The organism is Cyclobacterium sp. 10D3-21 (assembly GCF_055809755.1).
Genome location: NZ_CM147924.1, coordinates 3,002,287 through 3,021,811 on the forward strand (window position 1 = coordinate 3,002,287; position 19,525 = coordinate 3,021,811).

At 41.2% G+C, this 19,525-nt stretch carries 10 protein-coding genes; all 10 read right to left on the reverse strand.

All coding sequences use genetic code 11. From position 1 onward, the window contains the following. Nucleotides 1-7: 7 nt before the first annotated feature. Nucleotides 8-7,789, reverse strand: coding sequence for an eCIS core domain-containing protein (locus AC0L7T_RS12130; protein ID WP_473342901.1), 7,782 nt, complete (start codon nucleotides 7,787-7,789; stop codon nucleotides 8-10). Between the two features lie 419 nt (nucleotides 7,790-8,208). Continuing rightward, complete coding sequence (locus AC0L7T_RS12135) at nucleotides 8,209-9,369, reverse strand: eCIS core domain-containing protein (protein WP_473342902.1); 1,161 nt, start codon at nucleotides 9,367-9,369, stop codon at nucleotides 8,209-8,211. Nucleotides 9,370-9,575: 206 nt separating this feature from the next. Further along, entirely contained in the window at nucleotides 9,576-12,038 is a 2,463-nt protein-coding gene (locus AC0L7T_RS12140; RefSeq protein WP_473342903.1) for an eCIS core domain-containing protein, read from the reverse strand. Nucleotides 12,039-12,448: 410 nt separating this feature from the next. Further along, the gene (locus tag AC0L7T_RS12145) at nucleotides 12,449-12,658 is read right to left on the reverse strand and encodes a hypothetical protein (RefSeq protein WP_473342904.1); all 210 of its coding nucleotides are present in this window, start codon (nucleotides 12,656-12,658) and stop codon (nucleotides 12,449-12,451) included. Nucleotides 12,659-13,045: 387 nt separating this feature from the next. Further along, on the reverse strand, nucleotides 13,046-13,774 hold the full coding sequence (locus AC0L7T_RS12150) for a hypothetical protein (RefSeq protein WP_473342905.1): 729 nt from the start codon (nucleotides 13,772-13,774) through the stop codon (nucleotides 13,046-13,048). 6 nt (nucleotides 13,775-13,780) lie between these two features. Next, a complete protein-coding gene (locus tag AC0L7T_RS12155; protein ID WP_473342906.1) occupies nucleotides 13,781-14,260 on the reverse strand; it encodes a hypothetical protein in 480 nt (159 codons plus the stop codon). A gap of 112 nt (nucleotides 14,261-14,372) precedes the next feature. Further along, nucleotides 14,373-15,749, reverse strand: a complete 1,377-nt coding sequence (locus AC0L7T_RS12160; protein WP_473342907.1) for an eCIS core domain-containing protein — start codon at nucleotides 15,747-15,749, stop codon at nucleotides 14,373-14,375. Nucleotides 15,750-15,886: 137 nt separating this feature from the next. After that, on the reverse strand, nucleotides 15,887-16,468 hold the full coding sequence (locus AC0L7T_RS12165; protein ID WP_473342908.1) for a hypothetical protein: 582 nt from the start codon (nucleotides 16,466-16,468) through the stop codon (nucleotides 15,887-15,889). Nucleotides 16,469-16,483: 15 nt separating this feature from the next. Further along, complete coding sequence (locus AC0L7T_RS12170; protein WP_473342909.1) at nucleotides 16,484-17,698, reverse strand: eCIS core domain-containing protein; 1,215 nt, start codon at nucleotides 17,696-17,698, stop codon at nucleotides 16,484-16,486. Between the two features lie 216 nt (nucleotides 17,699-17,914). Beyond that, on the reverse strand, nucleotides 17,915-19,480 hold the full coding sequence (locus tag AC0L7T_RS12175; RefSeq protein ID WP_473342910.1) for an eCIS core domain-containing protein: 1,566 nt from the start codon (nucleotides 19,478-19,480) through the stop codon (nucleotides 17,915-17,917). Nucleotides 19,481-19,525: the final 45 nt, after the last annotated feature.

The window sequence follows — 19,525 nt, forward strand, 5'->3', positions numbered from 1 at the left end:
TTATTGATTATTTTTTAACAGCAAGTTTAAGCCCTTTCAGGTTTATGTTTTTATTGATCAGTTTGTATATTTCTGATTCATAAGAAAGGAATAACGGAGATACCTCCAGTGAATCATAATTTACCTTTGTGGCTTTATTCTGCGAAAGATAAGTTGCTCCCGGAATGGAAATATTTTCTTTTCCAGATGCGCCAGCACCCATATTGACTATTGCTTCAGGATTTTTCCGGTTCAGGTAAACGCCACCTATATGCAGGTCATCAATGCTTTTACTGCCTTTATCAAAAGTAAATGTACCTGCCTTTTTTTCCTTAAGCAATTCCTTTATTACTTCTTGAGGGGTTAAGGAAATGTCAGCAGTAAAACCAACTCCTTTTATGTTTCTCTTAATGGTGTTTTTCAAGTTTTCCGATTCCTGTCCAAGACTGAACTGGATGAAGGCAACCATTTCTTTTACAGCCTCACCTATGCCCATTTCGCTCAATTCTTCCTCTGTACGAGTAATGCCATCCTTCAACCTTTTAGCACGTTTGGAATCCTGTTGTCCTGCCATCGAAACCAAGGCAGGGCTTACGTATGACAGGTATTCAACAAAGCCGTAAAGATTATAATAATTGGCTTTATTAGGATGCTTGTATTTTTGTTCACTAAGACCGACACTGAATTTATCATAGCCGCTCATATCTAATCCGTATGAAGTATTAATATTAAAATTCAATCCAAACATTGTAGGATCATCCCTTAGAACTCCTTTTTCAATCGATGTTTTTTCAAGGAATACCATCACAGCGCCAAATCCATTTCCATCTGCTATTGCATTGATGAGACCACGGGTGTAGGGTGTTGCCAGGGTATACCAACGCTTTAAACCTTTCCCTATTGCTTTCATGTCCTCACTGCTCCAGAAGGGTTTATCCACCGTGGATTGAAGAATGGAAGTGATTAAGGATTTTAAACTATTTACCACAGTATCGGATATTTCCAAATATTTCTCCCCCTTGTAAGTTTCAATATTAAGAGGAATGACGGTATCAAAAGCCACCATTTCTGCCTGGATATTGCCTTGGACCGCATCAAGGTATTTCTTGGTCATGGAGGATTGAGCATTGCCTTTTGCAGCGCCGATTATACCTGATCGTTGGGTCTTATAGGCTTTTTCAGCGACCTGAGCTGCATCATACGCTTTGGACCATTCCGGATTGGTAAAAGAATGGTCCCCACGGTGGAATTCATAAGGTGTTCTCGCTAAGTAATCCCTGGCAGCTTCCAATTTTTTCTCCAAATCTAAAAGTTTTATCTGGGCTTGCGTTAGGGGTTTCGGGGGCTCATCCTCGGAAGGCTTGGGGGCACTTGTATCCTTGTACTCAAGGACCATGTTGTTGATCTGAACGGGTACATTTTCTGAAACCTGAACAACAAAGGCATCGGATGGTTCCCCAAGGGTCATGGTAGAAAAAATTCCATCACCCATTTCCATATTTCCATCAATTTTTAAATCACATCGAATGTTGGTAAAATCTCCCTTTTTTTCTTGACTGGGTACCCGGAGGTTGAAATTCAGGATTGTGGGTTTAATAATGGTTATTCGCTTATTTCCTTCCGGATCTATTTTAATGTTTACTGCTTCTACATCTATCAGGCCTGGATCCGGCAATCGAATGTTTTTTTCTGATTTTCCTTTCGCATCTGTTGAAACAAGGTCTGCACTGATCTCTCCTCCGGTAATTTGTGAAAGTGTTATTTCCTTGGAATTATCAGCATTCAATTTTACCTGTGCTGATTTTGCACCCAAAGCTTTTTCGGCTATTTTCACAGTGGTTGTACTGACTTCTTTTCCTTTGGTCTCCTTACTTTCGATTTTTAAGCCGCCTGCTGTAAGACCTGAAAGGTCAATAAGATTGTTTTTGTCAGTACCTAATTGAACCACCAAACTTTCGGCAGCCAAGGCCTTTTCCATGCTTGCAATGCTTATTTGTGTTTTTGTTCCTGTAGCAATATCGTTTTGGGTAATGATCATTTTAGGGAAGCCTCCCTGGATTTTCCCAAGAGTGATGGTCATATTCCCAGCTTTGTCCCGGTTAAATCCCAAAGAGGCCACATCTATACTCAGGGCTGATTTGCCCGCCTCTGATTCTGCGAGAAATCCCCCATCAGTTAATCTTGCCTGGATGGATTCCAAACTTGCTTCTATGACTTCAGCGCCACCAGCCGCAGATGCCCAGCCGCCAGCCTTGCCGAATACATCAAATCCCTTAGCTGAGGAAAATCGGAATCCACCAGCCTTCACATTTGGAATATGGAGTGGCTTTGTCTTTTCAAAGACTACATCAATGCCCTTGGCAATATTGTGATACTCCAATCCATAAACTGACATATCCGCGATGTCCAGGGAGTCAAGGAAAATAGCATATGACATCTTATCTTTTTCCCCAAACTCAACAAAAGCCCTCAATTTAACATCCACATCATTTAAGGATGACATATTGGTTTTGTTTACTGGTCTGGGTATTTTGATAATATGATCTCCGTTTTCAATTTGCATTGCCGGTACATTGATCCGTGATAATGGCAGGCGTATGCTGTAGTAGCCTGGTTTCCCTTCTTCCATTTCATGGTAATCCACAGCAATGGCCCGGTTCTTTTTCCCAGAAAGCCCAATGGTACCAGAATTTTCACCATCACCGTAACTAAGGCTTCCATCCAAGCCCTGTAGTCTTGTCCTTCCGAAGAATTTAAAGAATTCTTTTAAGGTGTAACGCCTTCCATTGCGCCCAAGTGCTTCCAGGCTGAGGGCATCAAATTTTCCGCTATGTATAGAGACAGCACGTAATACGCTCCTCTTTGCACTCCTTTCTTTAAATCCTATCCCAGAAAAATCCGTTTCCCCTATTTTTATAGCTGCATCTTCCTCAATGGTACTCAAAGCCATTCCCTGCTCCTCAAAAGTAAGCCGTAACCCACTTATATGAATGTCTTTAACGCTTACCTTATCCTCTTTTGGAAGAATAACTTCCTGTACCTTTTTATCCTTTTCTTCTTCACTTTTCTTTTCAGGATCTTCCCGCATAAGTACTTTAATGCCTTGGGCCATTATTTCCCCAATTTGCAGACTTTTAATTTCAATACTTGCAGGCCTTGCTTTTTCATTGAAGGATTCCTCTTGTTTAAGGATTACCTTTACATTAGCACGTATATTTTTCAGCTCCACGGCCCGGGTACCAGGCAAACTTGCAATATCCAGGGTAGGAGATTGCAGGTTTAAAGATGGCAACCATACCGATGGGATATTAAGTAGGGTTTCAATACTGTCCTCTTTCTTATCATATTTTATCTCTATCGCATTTTTTAGACCCTCTTTGGTTGCATTGTCTTTGGTGGTATCGATGCCGAATGCTATTTCCTGGCTGGTTTTTTCCTCAGAATCCTTGTCTTTATATTTCCCTTCTGCCTTTACATCACGGATCATGAGATTGATATTTCCTACTTCAGGATCAAAATCAAGAAATTTCAATCCCCAAATCTCAACTGGGGAAGGAGCAGGGAAATTCAGAAGAGGTTCAGCTTTTCCCATTTTGAGCGTAAGTCCGGTAAAACTGGCATATTCCACCGACAATTTTTCCAATTTATATTTGTATTGGTTAGCCGGATCTTTCTCGAGGGGATTTTCCGCAAAATCAATGCGCAAGGATACTTTTACATTCCGAAGCAGGGGAGTACCTGCCTCTATCCACATACCGGATGCTTTATAAGAAAGCGCAGGTGCTTTAATTAAAGGAATATTCAAATTGCGGATACTCAAACCCGGTTTCTCGCCTTTTGAAGAAGCCCCTTTACCGCTTATGGTATAGGAGGAATCCACCGCCCCAATATTAATATTTTCCACACCTTCCAGGGTGGGGGAAATGAATCCCATGGAAACCAGCGAATCATTGATAATGTCCCGGACATAAGCGCCTCCAGTCAGAGAAATGCCACGTAGAGCCATGTCCACTTCAAAGCTTTTATATTTTGCTTCAATTGCGGCCTTCCTTTCGCGGGCTTCAAACCTCTCTACACCTCCTTTTTTACCCTCAGCTATTTTTATATCCTTCTGATAGGTATTGTCCAGATAATCCAGATCCGCTTGTAATACTTTTATTTCTCCCATCAACACCTTAAAAGTAAGGGGGTTATACAGGGGGTCTTCAATCTTTTTCTTTTCAAATTGAGCGTCTAGTTCTTGGGTAAGCCTGCGGAGTTCAGGCATTATTTCACGAAGTCGTTCTAATTCTGCATCCCTGTTTTGATATTTTAATCCTTTCTCTGCAGCAATTTTCAGTAACTTTATCTTTTCCTCCTCAAGGGCATCTATTTTTTTATCCGCATTGCTGCCTACCAACTCTGCCTTTTCAGCACGTAGCTTACTTTCAAGAGACTTTATTCTTTTTTTGATATTTTGCGTAGCATCAAGGGTCCATTGCCAGGTTTCTTTGACAAGGAAGCCTTGCCGTATAAATTCATTTTTCTTATTTTTTTGTTCAATACTGAAATCATCCAGGAATCCGGCTGTGGTATCAAAAAGATTTTTTACGGTTAGGCTTGTAAAGGTGAGTGAGGTTTTGAGCGAAGAGAAATCTGATCTCATCAGGGCTCCCAGGGCATCCTTGTATTCATGCGCTTTTGCCCCGTTAAACTCCTCGGTCATGGTCATAACTGCATATGGCAATAGTTTCAGGGCGTTGGGCAATAATCCCATAAGGGCTTTTAGCATGAAATCAGCATTCTTAAAAAGGCCTATAAATAAGCCTTTGGCTGCTGGCAGGTCTTTTTGGGAAAGGGAAATCTGAAATCCTTTCATTCCTATATGTCCAATGGCTAAAGTGCTATTGGATGAGATCAACTGAAAATTGTCAAGTTGAATATTTTCTATGCCCAGACGTAGGCTAACGGAATTGTCAGGATCACCGGTATCCTTGGTCCATGATAAGTTAATCGCCAAGCCCTGTAGCACTCCTGGGCCACTGCGGTACAACGCACCCCCTGCAAAATAATTAAGTCCTTCCAGGGGAATATTGGAAGCATAAATATTGGCTTGTTTATTTTTGTTGTGTATGCTGGCAAATATTTTTCCCGTCCGTGCAGCTCCGGTTGTTTTTGCCAAATTAGGCAAAAGGGTATTAGGGGCCCCTTGATCCTTAACCTGATTATCCAGCCATTGATTGTTGTAGTAGTCATCCCCTTCATTGGTTTGATTTCCGATTTTCATACCACCTAGAGCGCCTTTGTTATCTGCAGTATCCTGTATCTTACGCAAATCAAAAGTGCCCCGCTGCTCTCCGATAACCTTTCCTGATTTTCCACCGAAAAGGGTCTGTTTTATTACATACCAGGTTTGACTACTGTCGTGTTTTGCATGCAGAGCCTTGTCCGCATGATAACGGAAACCATCGGAAGCTACAAAGCCATAACTTTCCAATAAGGGAATAATTGCCGGGGAAATTTCTCCAGCCTCATTTTTTGGTTTTAATACCCTATCTGTAACTCTTTTTTCAAGCCCGCCCCTGACGGCAATGGCCAAGAGAAGAGCCAGGCGTTGGGGATCATTGAAATTATTTGATTCCTGGATCTGCATTACCAACCGCTCTGCATCACTTTTATTCTTCCCACCTGTGGGGCCAGCTTTGGTATCAATACCCCGGTCAAAGCCAAATTTCCGGCTGGCTTTGTCCTCATAATTCAAGGCACTGCTCATCAGGTCCACATGATCAACAGTAAGCCTTTCTGCAAAAGGAGCATCCCAATTAGACCAGTTCCATGGCCATATGGCGCTGTCCCAATTATGGGGTAAGGCTTTGTATTGCGCCTTGAATTTCTTTTTATAGTAGGCTTCTGCATCCTTGTCCGCTTCCACGGTTCCGGCAAAAAATGCCAGATCTAAAAATGCCCGCCGTTGTTCCTCAGGAAGAACCTTGAGTTGTTTGTAAATCTTTAAGGCCTCCTCCCTATCTATTTCATTGGTATCGGTAATGAATTCCATGGTCTGCTTTCTGATCCCAGTAAAGGGATCAAATTTATCGACTACCTTTTTAAATAGATTTTCGTACTTTTTATAAAATTTTAATTTTCTTTCAACCGATGGGGCTAATAAATGTATCTGGTGAAATTCATTGTTGTTAAAGCTAGAGGGATAGTTTTTATTAGCTATTGTCTTGGTTAATCCTTCCACCACATCCTTAATAGGCTCTCCTATGTATGGGGAAATATAATTAAGGATATGGTCAAACAGAGGGAGATGCTGCGAATAGAGCGTTTTCTTTTCTGCTTCTGTTTGATACCAGCAATCGATCAGGGAAAATGAGGCTACTGATGTTTTCATCACCAGTTCCTCAGCAGAATATACCTCAGCAACAATGTTAGTGGGTAACTGACTTAAAAATAGCCTGCGAATATCAGTATGTCTTGCCAACCAGGCTTTCTTTTCAACCAGACTGCCCCAACCTAAAAGATCATTGAGTTGAAGCCAGGCTCCAGCGTAACTTCCTGTCTCCAATTTTGTCCGAATTTCTTCCACTTCGGTTGGTTTTGTCAAGGTCTCGCTTTCCTTGCGTTGTAAAGACCCAGTTTGTTGTACTACATGGACCAATTCATGAGCAATGAGGTTTTTACCTGATTCATTTGAGGGTTGGAATTTTCCATTTCCAAATACAATGTTGTTTCCACTGGTATATGCATTTGCATGTATGGCTTCAGCAGATTGTGCTGCCTTGCCTCCCGTATGAATACGCACTTGGGAAAAATCTTGTCCAAATCTGCTTTCCATAAACTGGAGCGTACCAGATTCCATTTGAGCTCCTTTTCCTGAGGACAAAACTTCCGATACAATAGGAGGAGTACCCCTATCCATAGGGTCATTATTACTGGCTTTCCGTTGGACTTTCTGTTTGGATTTATCTTTTTTAGATCCAAACAGTTCCGGTACTCTAAATACATCAACAGTAATGAAAACTCCAGTACCCTTTGGTAAACTTTCATCCAGCTGGCTTGGTAAGGTGCGCATCAGCCATATTGGAGGCTCACCCATATTGGGATTGCTGATTAAAACGGGGGCGAGAGGCAGGGTTTGATTGTAAAAGCCGGAAACATTAATAATTCCCGCACCGAATTTTAACTTGATATTTCCTCCGGTTATAGGTTTGAAACCAGCTTGTTTACTGTAGGAACTGTCAAGACCAAAACCAAGGTCTACTTTAGGGAATTCCCATTTCTTCCGCAGCAATTCCAAAAATGGAGTTAATGAAAACTCCGTTTCAAAAGTATACTGAGCATTTTCAGCACTGGGAAGTTTGTATTTAAATGCAGAAAGGCCTAAATACTCGCTATATGGCAACAGACTAAGCGGTATTGCCAAATTTACATCCTGTAAGGTTTCTATGGATTTTGCCCGAAAGCTAGGATCTGTAGCAAAAGCCGTCCCCAATAGTCCTACACTTGACAGACCAAAACCAACCACGCCTACTTTAAGCTCTGTGGGTTGACTGTCCCATAATTTATACTTGAGTTTGCTGGTTTGCTCCTTCTTCCAAAGCTCGAATTCAGGATTTTCATTTAACTGATCCCATACTATTCCTGCTCCCTCAGTAACGACTCCCCCGGTTTCCTTGCTTTTTTCGTCTCCCTTTTCTTGCCTTTGTATACTTTTAGATGCATGGGAGATGGGAATTGCTGGTTCCGGCATCCGCATCACCCTATCCGCAATGGAATCCGCCTCCTTTTCATTCTTGGATTCCTCCATGTCAAGAGGGTGATCCATTGAAAGTTTTGGTTGAAGAGCAGGTTTAAAAAATGGTTTAGAATCTTTTGGGGGAGATAAATTTTTGTGGACCTTATTTTCTTTGATTGGTTTGGACATAAAAGAAAGGCATTAAAGGCAGGTAGTTTTGAATACTTGAGGGATAGAATATGGTGGCAATAAATGGGTAGGATCAGCATCGTAACTGCTGATCCCATAGAATTACATATTTAAAGTTCTTTTCTTTTTTTGATTAGATAAAATTAATTTAGGTTTTATAGGCTAAGGGTTTTATACCTTCCTATTTTGGTCAATCGTATAACTTTTTTTTAGTTCTATTTTGTCTAATTATCGAAATCTATGCTAGGTTGGCATTGAATTATGGGCGACCTGCTTTATTATTAAACTTGATCTAAAATAGATTTGAAAAATTGGTTTATTTAGGCATTTCCGAATATTGTGACACATTGATCCGGTGTTAAATTTGAACCTGTGGCGGTATTACTTGGATGCATCAGGTTGTCAGAAGGTAATTCATGAAAATAGCCGTTCAGCAATATATGTCCAAACTCATGAGCCAAAGTCCGAGAAGATGCTGAATTGGTCATGTATATATGATTCAAAGACAAAGAAGAGCTGCAGTATTGAGGATGGCTTGTGGCACGTGCAGAAGGATTTATTCTTTCAAAATAAAAAACCCTTAGTCTCCCGTTCAAAGCAAACGCAGCGGTTGTTGCGGGTATTAAAGCCTCTTCTTCCGAAGAGTCACTTCCACATGTATCCCTTTCAAATGTTGTGTCATTTCCCATTAAAGAGTTTGAAAAGGCTGGGTCAACAGTAGTTCCCTGACCAGGGACAAATTCAACACAGCAAGGGCTGAAAATTCTATTTGCTTCTGCTAAATCATCATTGGGATTTCTTGTTGAACCCGAGAAAGAAATCAAATCTACAACGACCTGTTTCTTGTTGGCACAACCTTCTTCCTTCCTTGAAATCATTTTTTTTGGGGCAATGGAATTCTGCTGCACGACATGCGTCAATTCATGCCCCAACAGTTTTTTACCTTCTGCAGATCCCGGGGAATATTGACTATTATTAAAAACAATGTTATTGCCTGAAGTATACGCCAAAGCATTGATCGATCGGGCAGACTTGGCTGCAACACTATCAGTATGAACTTTAACTTGGCTAAAATCATAACCAAAGCGAGGTTCAAAAAAATCTCTGGTTTCGGGTGATAATGCCTGTCCTTTATTATTTAAACGGTTAACATAGTCCTCAAACCCGGGTTCTAAATGGGTTGGATTTCCATTTTCCCCTTTCCGTTGTATATTATTTTCTTTCTCCTCACAGTTTTCGCATTTACATTGTATGGGTAAAGAAGCCGGTTTAAAAAAGGGTTGCTGTTGGGTTTCATGATTTGACATGCGCATTACTTTATCAGCCATGGCATCAGCCTGCTTTTCAAATGGATCGCTACCTGAATTAATGGTAAGCTTAGGCTGAATTCCAATCCAAGATGAATTCCTTTTAGGAAAAAACTTCTCCTGGTTCTGGAGAAGAGTTTTTGTTTGCGGTTTTTGCTTGGTCAAATTTTCCATAAATTGAGATATATTCTGTATGAAATTTAATAATAACCTGGTTTTTACAGTAAGCATTTGGAATTATCCTAGTCCATCCAGCCTGTAGAATGATTTCTTTCTGGAACCAAGGGAAAGATTAATAATTGAGATTGACTTCAGCCATTTATTCCATGTAGGCAATCCTATTGATAAGTTTTTTATCATTTATGGAATTGGATAAAAACCTACCAGGTAAAGGTTACTGGTAGTTCCAACAAGCGCTGGAGGGCTCCAATTGCCCCTTCATTGCCCACTATTACTCTGCACAAAATGGTGCCGCTGGTTATTCCTTTGGTTCGTAAAATTTCTCTTGAAGGAGCATTGATATAGGCATTGAGCTGATTACCATATCGATCAACAATTGATTCATCCGCACCCCGCATCCGGTACCTGTCATTTGCAGCATCCTTAATCATCCACCTTGCGCTGAGGTTATGACCAGGGATAAGGGGGCCAACACTGAAATGAGGCCCATTGGCGGAACCAGGAGTAGTGCCGGATAGGTCTATGGTAGTTCCTCCGCTACTTAAGCTGGAAATGGACAGTGAAGGGTTTGTAATCATTTCATAACCTGCCAATCCACGGTTAAAGGACGAAAAGGTCCTTTCAAATAAAGCAGTAGGTGTATCCATTAAAGGCCCTCCTGTAACAGCAGGAATTATGGTGGATAACACTGTTGGAAAGGCCCCTCCAGGCGGAAGTAGACCTCCTGGATGAAAGGACATTCTTTTATTAAAAGTATAACCATGATATTTTGTAAGTGACCGGGCAGCATCCCAAACATCACAAAATGTTTCAACATTTGACCGATTTAAGGATCTGGCGGCCATATAAAAAGCGATTAAATTGGAGGTAAGGTCTTCTTCGGAAAAGGAGGAGTTACCAATAGAATCCGTCCAGGACTGTAAAGCCTCAAATCCAAGGGACTGGAGCATAAAAATTCTTAGTGCAACCTGTAATACTTCATCCGCGGTCAAAACTTTTTTAATATGGACAATAGGAGTGACCCCACTTAAAAAAATGGGGCCTCCACTGGATACCATACTTGGGGCAATTACCCGTTCCGGCACCGCAGAACCACTAGTGGCCATACGGTCGGAGGCATTCTGAACCGCATCGATTAGCCTTCTTGGCATTCCCGGATTTGCATGGTTCCAGTCAATCCAGGCACAATTGGTGGAAAATGAATAGCGAGCTGGGGATTCATTGATTCCGCTTTCATCCGGAATTCTCATTATCTTCCCGGAATTGGTACTGCTTTGCTGAACCACATGAGTTAGCTCATGTGCCATCAGTTTTTTGCCCCTGTCAGATTCCGGATGATATTGATCCCTTCCAAAAACGATATGATTTCCATAGGTATAGGCCAAGGCATTAATATGCTGTGCAGATTGGTCTGCTTTGGCACCGGTATGTAACTGGACTTCTGAAAAGTCAAACCCAAAACGAGGTTCAAAAAAACTTTTCTCTTTCGGGCTTAGTCCTTTACCTGTTCCTGAAAGTTGCTGTAAATCCTCGCCAATTTTCGACACTGAGTTATCATACAGGTTATTTCCCTGGTCCTTTTCTTCGGATTGACTTTTACGCATTATCGCAGGCCTTGCCAATTCATCTACTTGAGAAGGCTGACTTCTTTCCTGTCCCAATAGCGGTTGGCCTCCCCAAAGCTGAGGCAATCGCAGTACATTTATGGAGAAAATAAAACCACTTCCTCTAGGCCAGGATGCCTCAGGAATTCCCGGTAAAGAACGCATCAACCAGGTGGGAGAATCCCCTGGATCTCTTCCTGAAAGCAAAATAGGGTAAGGGCTTATGGGTTGGTTCACAAAACCCCTTAAATCTACTATCCCACCACCTATGCTTAATTCCAGACTGCCTCCGGTAAGTCCAAATCCTCCTGATGATCCCTGTTCTCCCTGAAGTCCAAGGCTCAGGGCCATTTCTGGAATCCTATCATTACTTTTATGTAGCAAATTCAAATAGTCATCAGCCTGAAGTTCTAAATGAAATCTGGTGGTGGGATGAAGGGAATCCGAAAGCTCATAACTGAATCCTCCAATAGGATTATAAGGAATCCAGGAAAAGGCTGAACCTATATCCAGTCCACTAAAAGTTTCTCGGCCCTGAGGAGTGCTAAATACTGATCCAATGGGTGCCAAAGTCAATAAACTATGCCCCACAATTAAGGCTTTTTCGGACGCTGAACGATCTTCCCAAAAAGTTCTTTTCAGGTAATTGAATAGATTGGCATTTAAAAAATTATAAAAAGGTTCATGCTGCATCAGTTCGGAACCTACAATACCTAATCCGCCAGTAATAACTTCCCCGTCATCGCTTTCTTCTTCCCCAGCAGCATCCTGCCTTTGGATTTGGGGTTTATGCCCTGTTGTAATTTGGGCTTGTTTTTTTTGTTTTTCAATACCGGATTTGGCTTGGATCCTATTGGGTTTGGGAAGGAAAAATGATTGAAAAGGACCAGCATTTTCCATCACCCTCTCCGATACGTTTTCAGCTTCTTGCTCATACCGGTTATGAACAGGATCATTTGCAGACATCACCAACGGAACAGACTTGGTCTGGAAGAAAGGGATCGTTTGTTTGGACCTATTGGTATGAGGGTTTCGGTAGGTTTTGGCAAATGAGGTCATATCATTTAGGGTCAGGAAGATATAACTTTATTTCGGGCTAAAACTGAAAATTAAGGGAAATTAATAGGTATGCTTCCGAATGGCAATTAAGTTATTGTATTAAAAGCGTATAAGACTTCCTAGAGTTACAGAATGCACCGTCCCCGGGCCTTCAAGAACATTGAGCATGCCGGAATAGTGGAGCCTTGCTTCTACATGAATACCCAAGTGAAAACCTTATCCTCTTGATCGCCTTCCTGCCGCTGTACTACCGCATGTTCCGGAGAATTAGGTGTCGAATGAATGTTACTTGCTGCACTAGGGAATATTAAGTCAAAAGAATCGTTCCCCTTGAAAAGCCTGAATTTCTGAATTTAGGCCGGTGTCACCTTTTTTTCGGATTTCCCCATTTTCCCTACATCCTGAACACTTCAATTGTTCAGGGAAAAATTCACTACTGCTTTTCCCCATAGCATTACCCGGTCGGCCATGGTATCTGCTTCACGCTCGAATCGGTCATCTACCGGACCTACCTTAAGTTTCGGTTGAAAAAATACCTGTTTGAAATTCGATTTAGGAGCGAAAAAAGAGCGATTTAATAAAGCACCTGGGGATTTATTTGATTTTACTTTCAATTGCATGCGAACTTATATTTTCGGATTTGCTATATCTATTTAAAATAAGAATAATATAAGGGCAGGGGGAAATTGTTTCAGGTACAATGCTATTATTGGGGGGTGTTTTGAACGAATAATAGGAAAAAATCCTGAATTATAGCATTAAAAGTTTGGCCAGAGGAAAGATGGTCAGGTTGGATTAAATTGTTACTTGAATTAAGTTGATGGATAAAACGACCTCCAAAATTTCCAACTGAAAGCAAGACAGCACTTGCTGCGTGTTTAAAAAATCCCTACTTAAAAAACTTCCTGGTATATATAAATTTCCCTTAAGAGTGTCCAATCAGTCCCATAAAAGGCATTTGGCCCTTTATGTGATCTCCTGTGTGTAAAAGCACCCATTGTAATCAATCAGGGTGTCGATGTTATGGCTTCTTTCCTGATATTTCCAGTAGTAATAGGTACCGTAGTACCATCTGCTTTTGTATGGGTACCGGCCTGAAAGTTCCTTGTAATCCGAAAACTTCCTGAGGCAGCCTGTGTTCTATCACAGGCATAGGTTTGTTGGCAAACAACTGAGCAGGAACTCACTCCTGAGCCTTCCAGCAAACTGGTCCTGAAACGGGTTCTATGCAGATCGATAAAAGAAGTTGGCCCATCGTTTAAAGTACTGCCTGTGGCAGCATCACCTGCAGATCCGTACCGGTTGATCCCCAAACATTTGTTTCCACTACAAGGGGAGCTAACATTACCATCCCTATTATAAACCTGATCGGGGCAATTGTTGGATATGGTAGTCAAAGTTTCTTTCATGCAATGGCCGGAATGGTCAGGGCCTGGGCCCACATTCATTTGTGAGGTAACTCCCAAATAGGTGCCCCAGACATCCTTCTGTGCGGCAGGTAGGTTGCTATGGTTAAATGGTGCCAAGCTTCCAATGTTTACTGATGTGGCACAGGGTGTTGAGGGTGTACTGGGCGCATCTTGTTTTTGAATACCGGTTTGGCCATTAGTATGAACTGGATAGATCGGAGCAGCATTAAAAAAGTTATTGGTTGGTTCCCGCCGAATGAAATTGAAAAAAGACGTATTGTTTTTAATTTTTGTTTCTTTTACTGGAGTAAATTGTTTAGGTCCCATGGAAAATCAGGCATTCCCGTATATAGTTAAACATTGTTCCGGAGTTATATTTGAACCGGTGGCAGTATCGCTCGGGTGCATAAGGCTATCCGAAGGCAATTCATGAAAATACCCATTTAGCAATATATGGACAAACTCATGGGCTAAAGTTCTTGGAGCAGCGGAATTAGTCATATAAACATGGTTTAGTACTAATGGAGTACTGCAATATTGTGGATGGCTCATGGCAAGGGCTGCCGGATTTACGTTTTCAAAATAAAAAAACCGTAACCGTCCATTTAATCCAAAAGCCCTAGTCATTGCAGGTATTAAGGCTTGTTCTTCCGAAGAATCTGTTTCGCAAGTAGCTCGATCAAAAGTCATGTCATTTCCCATCAAAGGATAGGGAAAATTGAGAGTTGCGCTCCTTCCTTGCCAAGAGACAAATGAAATGCAACAAGGGTGAAAAACCCTGTTTGCTTCTGCCAAATCTGCACAGCTCTTCATCTTGGTTAATTTTTATTTGGAAAGTACTTATGATTCTCAGCACAGTACTCACATTTTCGTTGTATTGATGAAATAATAGGTTGAAAAATGATGGATTTAACCGGATGATCATTTACCTGCGTGCGGCAGATCCCGGAACACTGGAAGGTAGCCCCGTTACGGCAGCGCTAGGAACAGAAGGAATTGATCCTTGTATGGATGCGGCCCGACCGAGAGCAAGTTGCCTGAAATCGCTGTCAATCCATTGTTCAAATCTAAGGCGTCCTGAATTTTCCACCTCTGTTGCGAGCACTAAAATGTGTTCATCACCTATCGCGACCCATGCGACAGCTGTTCGTGTTTGTCTGGGAGTTGTTTCGATTGAAGATCTTTGTTCAGAACCTCTCGTTCCAATACGGAGAATTTGTTGCTGGAAATCACTCCACTGTCCGGGGAAATCGGGGCATCCATTTTCGTACATAAATCTTATTAGGACGAGATTATAATGATTCTGCCGTTCAATCTCATTCGTTACCCATTGGCTTTGAAAGAACTCATCGTTTCCTAAGAAACCCAAAGCTAACCTTCCCATATGTGTAATCTCCTCAAAACCAAAACTTTCTACTTCGGAAATTGCCTCCTGTACAATTTGTGGTAATTCCAGGCCAGCGCCTACGACTCCCTGGGCAGCATTGCCAATCGTTCTTCTTTGTGATTGCATATCTTCCCAAAGAATATTCCCCTCATTAAACTCATGATACAATTCAATGACTTGAATACTATTTGCTAAAGCGGATCTTAAAGCTTCACATACTTCACCAACATCACTGGATTGACTGGTCTCATCTGAACCATTTCGCTGGATGGTTTTCCTGGGACTTTTTAATACGGTATTGGTCGGTTGGGATATAAGTGCAGTTTCAGAATTTTGTTGTACTACATGTGTCAATTCGTGGGCCAATAATTTCTTGCCCTTATCAGTTCCGGGAGAATACTGTCCCTCATTAAAAACAATATTATTTCCACTCGTGTACGCCAATGCATTGATGGATTTGGCGGATTTGGCTGCAACACCATCTGTATGCACTTTTACCTGGCTAAAATCATAGCCAAATTTAGGCTCATAAAAGTCACGAACCTCATTGGGTAAAATTTGTCCTCCATTATTTATGTTGCCGATATAGCTTTCCAGTTCATTATTGTTTGTTGTCTCTTTTTTATTTATTTCTTTTCGTTGCAGATTCTTTTCTTCCTCCTCACAATGAGCACACTTCCGCTGTAGAGTTGAAGAGACTGAATTGAAAAACGGTTGCTGCATTTCACTTTTATTCGCCATTCGCATGACTTTATCTGACATGGCATCTGCCTCACGTTCATAAATATCGTCTACAGGACCGATGGAAAGTTTGGGCTGGAAAAACAGCGACCCTGATCTTTCATTCGGGGAGAAGAAAGGAGGGCCCGTTTTTAAATCTTTGGCTGCATTTATTTTCTGAGTGCCTTTTGTCATGCTGCAGTTTCGAATTGACTTCGAGAGAATAATATATTATATCTCGGCAGACTCGTTGAATTAGGAGGCATACCAGTCCGCGATTGTTATTCAATTTTTGAGCTTGTCGGCAACCCAGATTGGAATATCGGGCAGTTTCAACTTACCTGGTATAATTTAAACACATAAAACCGGCTTTTTTCCACAGATTCAATTTCGGCAGTTTCTGCATACAACCGGGCAATGGCATAATCTTCAAAGAGATGGTACTGATTGAGGTGGTTAATGAATTCAATATTTTTTGCCCTTTGACTATGCCCATAATTCGTCAATGCGCTGACCAATCCCGAGTCCGCAACGTCAAAACCCAAAAACTTCCAGTTTGGTTGTTTAGAATTAGGTTTGGATTGAGGAATCATAAAGATCGTATTTATTTCGTGTTTCTTTTCAGAATCTATACACAATGCTATTGAAACTACTGTGTTTTTAGGAACACTCGTTTTCTTTATTTTTTTTTTCAGGGAAATAAGATCACTGTAAAAACCAAGAAAATTGATGTCCAAATTTTCTGTTTTTTTTACCATTCCTATCTGTTTCTCCCAAACATTATGGTCAACCGACAATGGCATTTCTATATCTTTTTTGATCAAGTAGGTATCCTTTCTATCCTCATCCCAGTTGAAATAAGGGCTGATATTCCTTCGTACATCAAAACCCAATATTTTTTCTTCACTATTCATAAATGTAGTTTAATATTAACACGGAGCACCAGGCATCCCTAATCCACAACAGCCTCCGAACAACCTTCTGGGACCATAGCAATGGCATGTCACTGGATTTTGATTGTATTCATAATAATGCCAATGGTCACTAGGGCAAGGGAAGTGTGGTCTTGAAGGCGGAACACGATCGACTTCCGGTGATGGTGCAGCAGGGCATGGCGGACAAGGTCTAGACTGCGATGCCGCATAAATAACAATTCCAACCCCGATTACAGCTAAAGCAGCCCACCCTATCGGCCCGGCGCCAACTAAAGGTATAGCCGCCGCCTGAGCCATCCTTTGAATTGTCCCTTCCTTTTGAATGGAGTTGCCATTCTCTAACAAAGAGTTTGGATTTTGGGGGTTGGATAGGTCTATATCCTGACTCATGGCAATGATCTGATCAATTATGATACTTTTCTGTTCAGCACTGCCGTTATTCATGAGATTAAGCAAGGACTCTTTCGCTTTAATTAATTGATCAATAGATTCACTATCAACCTGTTCTATTGATCGATCGAAATTGATTATTATTCGATCTAAAATAGATGTTGAATAATTAGGAAGATCTGATACCCCTTCATCCTCTACTTGAGCTTGGACCTGATTTAAACCTGCCGTACCCTGCTGCTGTACAACATGAGTCAATTCATGTCCCAGTAATCTCTTTCCACGATCTGTATCTGGTGAATACTGTCCCTTATTAAAGACAATATTATTACCAGAAGTATAAGCCAATGCATTAATGGATTGGGCGGATTTGGCCGCAACACTATCTGTATGCACTTTTACCTGGCTAAAATCATAGCCAAATTTTGGCTCATAAAAATCACGAACCTCATTGGGTAAAATCTGTCCTCCACTATTTATGTGTCCGACGTAACTGTCCAGTTCAAAATTGCTATTTGTCTCCTTGTCATTTATTTCTTTTCGTTGCAGATTCTTTTCTTCCTCCTCACAATGAGCACACTTCCGCTGTAAATTTGAAGGGACTGAACTGAAAAACGGTTGCTGCATTTCACTTTTATTCTCCATTCGCATGACTTTATCTGACATGGCATCTGCCTCACGTTCATAAATATCGTCTACAGGACCGATGGAAAGTTTGGGCTGGAAAAACAGCGACCCTGATCGTTCCTTCGGGGAGAAGAAAGGAAGACCCATTTTTGAAACATTGGGTGTATTTATTTTCTGAATGCTTTTTGTCATGCTGCAGGCAATATCAAAGGTACGTCAACCTTTTATTTAATCTTCATTCAGAGGAAAAGATAAGTTTTCAAATTGTTGACCACCTTTATTCTTTATCCAAATTTTACGTTAATTATCTCCTGAATAATTGAATTGCTCAAATCGGTACTCAGGAAAAAAATCACTTCATGCATAATTGGAATCAAGATGAATGATTTTTCCCAATTTATAAAACCACTAAAACGTATACCCCAATTGCAAGATAAGCGTATGTAAGGTAGTTGTTGAATCAATTCCGGTATTTCGAAATGCATTGAACTGATACTGAGGAGATATTCTCAATCTTTCAAAGTCTGTATAAATTCCTGCTCTTGCATATCCTCCAAATTCAGGATCAACATGCGATGCTCCAGGCTCATCTTCAGATCGGATTCCTCCGGCAGTAAAACCTCCACCAAAAGTTATACCCAGTGGACTGAAGGAACGAAGCGGTAAATTGAAAATAGAAATATCTGTACTTAAACCGAGACTCCCTCCAAAACGCCCTTGAACTGGTAAAGTGTAAAAACCTGCATTCAGCTGCAAAGGAATAGGTATTGGAATGCCATCACCCACTTGCGGAGAGAAAGTATGCAGGCGTTGTTGAACTTCAGCATTTAACAAGAAACCATTTCCACCACCAAAACTAAGTAGAAATAAAGTGGGTCTTTCCGGACTGATTTCTTCACCACCTAAAGGTGTGACTTCCATTTCAAACCCGGGAGTAGGAACTGCCGGTTTCCTTTGGGGCAGGCTTGAAGCTTTTAGCAAGGTAGCTATAACAGAATTACTATTGGGTCCTGCTGGCACATAAGGCACATTCCAACCTTCTATTTCATTTAATTTGTTCTGCATTATATTTAGCTTATCACAAGCATCCATTCCCTGATAAACCTCCTCCAAAAGGTTTCTTGGATTATATTCTATTTCTCCTTCAACATAAGGAGCGCATGCAGTAATAATGTTTCCATACCCAGATTCGCTTCCACCGGGTCCACCCCGAAAATAGTACTGAGCGCCGGAACTATCCGTATAAAGAACAAACAAATGGTAGTATCCGATTATAGGACTACTGATTGTGGTGGCACCAACATGAATGGTCCCTTCACATTCAGGATCGGAATAGCCTGAAAAATCAATATCACATGTTCTTTGGATCAGCCCTATGTTCTGAGGTGATTTTGTTTGCTGCACTACATGGGTCAACTCATGAGCCAATAATTTCTTACTCTTATCAGTTCTGGGGGAATACTGGCCTTCATTAAACACAATATTATTTCCGCTGGTATACGCAAGGGCATTTATGGATTGGGCAGACTTAGCTGCATCAGGACCAGTGTGAATATTTACCTTTGAAAAATCATAACCAATTTTACTTTCCATAAATGATCTCGCACCTTCGTCCATGGAACGGCCTTGAGACTGAATGCTTTGGTTCACTAAGTGTAGCGCATTCCCTTCCGAAATCCCTCCATTGATTTTTTTCCTTTGCAGCTTTTTTTCCTCATCCTGACATTCTGAACAACTAGGCTGCACGATGGTTTGGGACTGCTTATGAGGTGTCTTTTTTTCTTTGGAGTTTCCCTCTTTCATCACCCAGTCTGATACCGCATCTGCTTCCCTTTCATATACATCATCAACAGGTCCTATTGTGAGTTTTGGCTGAAAGAACAAACGGTTTGAGGGTTCTTTTTTAGCGAAAAACGAATGCTTCGATTTTGGCGCTTTTAATTTGCTAAATTTTCCTGAAGTTAATGTCCTCACCTCATGTTAGTTTACTCCAAATACTGTCAACCGTTCAAAAGTTTT